Consider the following 5,194-nt stretch of genomic DNA (forward strand, 5'->3'; position numbering starts at 1 on the left):
AAGGAGCCAATCGCCGCCTGATCCGGATGGCTGCGCTCGTCCCGAGCGTCCCCGAGATCCGCTATCTCCTCGCCGCCTCATCTTCCCACCGACACAAAAGCCCTTCATCATCGCCTGGTCGCTATGGCGACGACGACATCAGGCTGCGGCCACCATCTGTCACTACAAACGGCATCGGCATCCGCAACTGTAGTACTAAGGTCCGGACTCATAACCGTTGGTCGACTGGGGGCTCTGGTTGCCGTTAATCGCGGGGCGCTGAGCGGGGCTCGATAGAATCAACCGAACCTGCGATACTCAAGGCAATCTGTTGGAGTGATGATGCGCATCGTAACCCGTCTCACTGATCGGCTTGAACTGCAGCATCCGATCATCAGCGCGCCGATGGCATTCGCATCGGGCGGGGAACTCGCAGGTGCGGTCAGTTCAGCCGGAGGGCTTGGGCTTATCGGCGGCGGCTATGGCGACGCTGATTGGCTGACGCGAGAGTTCGAGCGATCTGGCAACCGACCTGTCGGCTGCGGCTTCATAACATGGTCACTCGCCAGGAACCCGCGCCTACTCGATAAGGCCCTGGAGCCGCGACCAAGTGCGATTTTCCTATCCTTTGGCGACCCGGCGCCTTTTTCGCCGGCGATACGGGCCGCCGGGGTCCCCTTGATCTGCCAGGTCCAGAGCCTCGACGACGCGCGCCGCGCTCTTGATGTCGGAGCCGACATCGTCGTCGCCCAAGGCGCGGAAGCCGGCGGTCACGGTGAGAAGCGAGCGACATTCACATTTGTTCCGGAGGTCGCGAACTTGGTACGGCGACGGGCGCCGGACACGCTCATCTGCGCGGCCGGTGGCATCGCCGATGGTCGTGGGCTTGCAGCGGCGCTGATGCTTGGCGCTGATGGCGTCGTGATGGGATCACGTTTCTGGGCCTCGTTGGAGGCTCTCGTTCATCCAAATCTGCACCAGGCTGCCCTTGCGGCGACCGGAGACGACACGGTTCGAACCTCGGTGATGGACCTAGCGCGCCGCCTGGATTGGCCATCGCGGTTTTCACTGCGCGTTCGGAAGAATGCTTTTACGGAAGCCTGGCACGGCAATGAGGCCCATCTCCTCGCCGACATTGACGCGCAGTCCGCTGCCTACCGCGAAGCGTGGGCAAGCGGCGATCCCACGATAGCCGCGATCATGATTGGTGAGGCCGCCGGCCTCATCCACGACATCGAGCCGGCGAGTGACATACTCCTTCGCACCGTTTCTGAAGCGATCACCCTGCTTCAGGGCGCAAGTTCGCTTCTGTTTGTCGAGGACAACTGTCACAGCCAGTAACCGACCGTAGCGGCGAGGCAGACGGCAGCGAGGAAGTTAGTGGCCGATCGATCGTAGCTGGTGGCAATGCGGCGGAAATCCTTGAGCCGTCCAAACATGGCGTTGCGATCACGGTAGAGGAAGGGGAGAAGCAGTTCTTCCAGCGCCGGTTGGCTTTCGACGGAATGTTCGGCATCGCCCCTTTAGCCTCGACCTTGTGGCGAATGGCATTGGTGTCATAGCCCTTGTCGGCGTGCAGGATCGGGCTCTCGGGCATCTGCTCCAGAAGCAAATCTCCGGCGCTGCAATCGGCGACCTGGCCACCGGTCAAGAGGAAAGCGATCGGGCGGCACAGGCCATCGGTCAGGGCGTGGATCTTCGTGGTTCGCCCACCGCGCGACCGGCCAATCGCCTGATTTTGCTCCCCCCTTTGCCGGCAGAAGCGCAGCGATGCGCCTTCACGGCCGAAGAGTCGATCAGGACCTCAGCCGGAGGACCGCCAGCGCTTGCCGCGCGTGTCGGTTGGCAGCAGCGCCTGCAGCCGCGAAAACTGCTCCTCGGTCAGCCAGAAATAATCGCGATTCATCGGTGGCCTCCCTTTGGAGACCGTGAATCATAAAACCACCGTCAGTGGAACCCTTTATGGGTCCGGACCCTAGCAGGTTGTGACCATTGCTGTGGCAATGCAGCAGTCCTGGATAATAAGTCCAAGATGCCCCGGGTGCGCTTCCACCGCACCACCGGGACCTTCGCTGCAGCTAAATGCAGAAAATCCACGCGCGCGCTGAAGCCCGAAAAGGCGGCGGCGCTGGCGGGTTGAAACTCCAGTCGGGCTACGCCCTCCCTGCGTTCCAACCCGCCAGCATTCTCATCTTGATTGAGGCAACGCTCGCAGCTTCATTGTCGCGCCGCAGGTGGCGGATTCCTCCGTCTGCCCGCTTCACTCCGTGCCCGGCGAGACCCCTCCGCCCCCCTTGCTCCCCGCTGCTCGCCGCGATGCACGGGGACAGGCGACCTGAACCCGTCCCCAAGCCGATCTGATGGCAGAGGCGGTGGGGCTGGACATGGGCCCGTGGTGGACATACGTGCCACACAAATCCTCATGCTCGCCTAACCGGCCGCAAGGTATGGCAATCCGGGCTGACCCGACGAGAGAAGGAGTAGGTCTCGGCCATTCCCGTGTCCGAGCCCAGAAAAGTTACTGGTTTCCTTACGGGCGCGATACAAAGGGCACAGGCTGGACTTGGCTGCCGGGGGCGGGGCTTGTCGACCGCTCGATCGAAAGTGAGAGACGAGGAGGAGAATCACCGACCCGCAGAGCGGCAAGGCGCTCGCCTACCTCCCTGTCAGTCACTGTTAGCCGATGGTTTAGACGAAGATAGTCCGTCCATGTCGGCGTGCGGAATGTCTCGGTCCAAAGAGTCGAGTTCTGAAGATCGCGCTGGAGGGTCCAGTCCCGCGCACCGGCACGGCTCTGAACGCGCCGCCTTTCGCGCATGCAGCTCAGAAATTCCTCGATATTCTCCTCGGGGATCGAGTACTCCACCTTGATCACGATCGGGCCGCTCCTGGGCTTCAAATCGAGGGCCAGTTCTGGTGGCCTGAAGTCGAAGGCCCCTTGATCCGATTCCTCCCATAGCCGTACCGGCAATAGCTTTCCCACAGCTGCAACCAGCAACAGCGCCGCTGCAGCACCTTCCAAAGCCCACGTCAGGGAATAGTACTGCGCGACAGCACCCCAGATCCAGCTGCCCGCTGCCATGCCGCCGTAGGTCAGGGCGTAATAGATCGACAGGGTGCGACCAACGACCCACCTTGGGCTTGCCAACTGCACACACACGTCGGTTCCGGTCCAGGTGACAACCCAGCCGGCGCCAGCGATTGCAAGCGCGATCGCTGCTACAGCCACCGATGATGTGAGAGCCAGTAAAAGGCAACACGTTGCGCAAGCAACGGACGCGAGCGTGATCAATCGATTTTGGGACGTGATGCGTCTCAAGTAGCTATTGCCAATGCCCGCGATGAAGGCGCCTGTGCCGAAGCCGGCCAACAGGACGCCGTAAACAATTGGCCCCCCCGCCAGTTGGTCGCGAACCAGGAGGGGGAGCAGAGCAAGGATCGAGATGCTTGACAGCCCGAACAGGGTTGCACGCACGATCGCCACTCTGATCTCCGAGGAGATTGCCGTGAAGCGCATGCCATCATGAATGGCCGTCGTCATCCGCTCGCGCGGAAGAGGCGAAGAACGAACTTGCCACTTGGAGCGCAGGACAGCGCTCAATGGGACCAGGTCGGTCAGCGCAGCGAAAGCGAAAGCCGTAAGGGGGCCCAGCAAAGCCAAAATTACACCGCCCAGCGCCGGTCCTATGCTCCGAACCACGTTGTACCCCACCGACATCAGCGTCACTGCAGCGGGTATGTCGCGCTTTTCCAGGATGTCGCCGACCGAGGCGTGCCAGGCTGGATCATTCAAGGCAAAGCCGCATCCCGCCAAGAAACTCAGTCCCAAGATCAGCCATGGACTGACAAAGCCCAGTCCAACAGAGAGAGCCAGCGCCGTGGATGCCAATGCGATCAGGCAATGTCCGGCAAGCATCACGCCGCGGCGGCTGAAGCTGTCTGCAATCGCTCCAGCAAGGATCGACAAGAAGAAGGCGGGCAGTGTCGATGCAGCCTGCACGAGCGCAACCATCAGATCGGAGGCTGAAATCGTTGCCATAAGCCAGCTTATAGCCACGCTCTGCACCAGCCAGCCAAGGCTGGATATCTGCGTGGCTGTCCAGATCGAACGAAAGACCGGATTCTGAAGAGGGATCAGTGTGTTTGCCGCAAAGGGCGGGGAATCTTGACGCCGCATGACTTCTCACCTCCACCACGTAGTTCTTTCGCTCACTCACTTGCTGACAGCGGTGCGCTTACGCACAGCTGCGTCACAACCAAGTTCCGATATCGCGCTCGCAACAAAGTAAACAAAGTAGATGTCGCATCCACGGTGCTGATGCGCGATGAGTGTGCCAGTTGGGCGTCAGCTGGTCTGGGTCGCGCAGCCCGATGGGGTGCGGTCTGCCCTGCGACTCTTGGTCTTGGACGGTGCTACCGCCCCGATGGCCGGGTTGTCAAACTGCCACGGTGCTAGCAGCGCCCATCCCATCCTGACAGGCATGAGCATATGACGCAGCGCATCGCTGGTATCGGAGGCGGGTGCAAGATCAAGGGTGGCATCGTCCTGACAAGTACGAGCTGGTGGACGCCTTTGCCCGACCTATCACATCGGCGATTTATGGGGCCGCCGTTCAACTCGTTGGTCTATGCACAAAAAACATAATACGCTTGAAAAGACGTTTCGGGCCGGTGCCGGGGCCGAGGAGGGGGCTGAAGCCTTCACTATCGTCATCCCGCCGCCGAATGTCACCGGCTCGCTGCATATGGGCCACGCGCTCAACAACACGCTGCAGGACATTCTGGTGCGCTTCGAGCGCATGCGCGGCAAGAACGTTCTTTGGCAACCAGGCATGGACCATGCCGGCATCGCCACGCGATGGTGGTCGAGCGCCAGCTGATGCAAAATCAGATCCACCGCCGCGACCTGACGCGCGATGAGTTCATCGACAAGGTGTGGGAATGGAAGGCAGAATCCGGCGGCGCCATCCTCAACCAGCTGAAGCGGCTCGGGGCCTCGGCCGACTGGAGCCGGGAGCGCTTCACCATGGAGGAGGGCCTGTCCAAGGCCGTGCTCGAAGTGTTCGTGACGCTCTACAAGGAAGGGCTGATCTACAAGGACAAGCGCCTTGTGAACTTGGACCCGAAGCTGTTGACCGCCATCTCGGATCTCGAGGTCGAGCAGCAGGAAGTCAACGGCAACCTCTGGCACTTCCGCTATCCGGTCGAAGGCATG

The 5,194-nt window shown here is 61.3% G+C and carries 2 protein-coding genes and 2 pseudogenes; 2 read left to right on the forward strand and 2 right to left on the reverse strand.

Going from position 1 to position 5,194, the window contains the following annotated elements; all coding sequences use genetic code 11:
- Positions 1-321: 321 nt before the first annotated feature.
- Positions 322-1,320: a nitronate monooxygenase gene (locus X773_RS73125; protein WP_036239893.1), complete on the forward strand. Its 999-nt coding sequence runs from the start codon at positions 322-324 to the stop codon at positions 1,318-1,320.
- Here the strand turns inward: X773_RS73125 and X773_RS76020 are convergent.
- Positions 1,308-1,885 (reverse strand): annotated as a pseudogene (locus X773_RS76020) (IS5 family transposase). The gene X773_RS73125 and the pseudogene X773_RS76020 sit on opposite strands and share 13 nt — an antisense overlap.
- Before the next feature lie 624 nt (positions 1,886-2,509).
- The gene (locus tag X773_RS0140475; protein ID WP_031213434.1) at positions 2,510-4,156 is read right to left on the reverse strand and encodes an MFS transporter; all 1,647 of its coding nucleotides are present in this window, start codon (positions 4,154-4,156) and stop codon (positions 2,510-2,512) included.
- A 484-nt stretch (positions 4,157-4,640) separates the two neighbouring features.
- Here X773_RS0140475 and X773_RS76025 point away from each other — a divergent pair.
- Positions 4,641-5,194, forward strand: a pseudogene (locus X773_RS76025) (class I tRNA ligase family protein); the annotation flags it as partial.

Source organism: Mesorhizobium sp. LSJC280B00, assembly GCF_000502835.1.
In the GTDB taxonomy this organism is placed as follows: domain Bacteria; phylum Pseudomonadota; class Alphaproteobacteria; order Rhizobiales; family Rhizobiaceae; genus Mesorhizobium.